Source organism: Pseudomonas sp. FSL R10-2189 (genome assembly GCF_009600325.1).
Taxonomy (GTDB): Bacteria; Pseudomonadota; Gammaproteobacteria; order Pseudomonadales; family Pseudomonadaceae; genus Aquipseudomonas; species Aquipseudomonas helleri.
The window spans coordinates 1-609 of record NZ_WIVZ01000116.1 but is presented as its reverse complement, the minus strand read 5'-3'; the positions used below and the strand labels follow the sequence as shown (position 1 = coordinate 609).

At 63.2% G+C, this 609-nt stretch carries 1 protein-coding gene; it reads right to left on the bottom strand.

Annotated features, from left to right (window positions below; all coding sequences use genetic code 11):
* A partial coding sequence (locus tag GHO32_RS26170) for a DUF2345 domain-containing protein (protein WP_153443118.1) occupies positions 1–609 on the bottom strand: 609 nt, incomplete at both ends.

Below are 609 nucleotides of genomic sequence, written 5' to 3'. Positions count from 1 at the left end.
GGGAAACGCCGCGGCCTGGCTTTGCGCGTTTTTATAGGCAAAGTTACTGGCATGGGCGATGTATTGGCCGCTAGTGGTGTGGGTGATGCCGGCCGCGTTATAGGTGGTGCTGCTGCCCGCGGCCTTGATCACCAGTTCTTCCTTGGCGCTGAGGGTGATGCGTTCGGCAGTGGCGGTGATGTTGAGCTTGGCCAGCAGGTTGATGTTGTCTTTGAGGGCGCGAATGTCGATGTCGCCGGAGGCCGCGACCAGTCGCCAGCCCATACTCTGGACGAAGGTGCGCACGCCGCGGCTGGCACTGATCAGCAGGCGTTTGCCGATGGCCAGGCTGGTGTGGCCGCCACTGGTCAGGGCCAGGTGTTCGCCGCTGGTCAAGTGGGTGGATTGCGGTGTGCTGCTGGCGATTCCGGCAGGGCTGTGCAGTACCAGATAGGGTTCGCTCAGCTCCGGGAACTGGTTGGCGCTCGGGTTGCCGCCTGTGCCGCGAATGGCCGCATGCTGGTCACTGAGTGCCTGCGCGACGTCATCCTGATCGCCGCTTTCCTGGGCCAGATGGTCGCGGGCCAGGTGGGAAAAGGTAGCGTGATGTTGCTGCGCAATGCTGAGTTG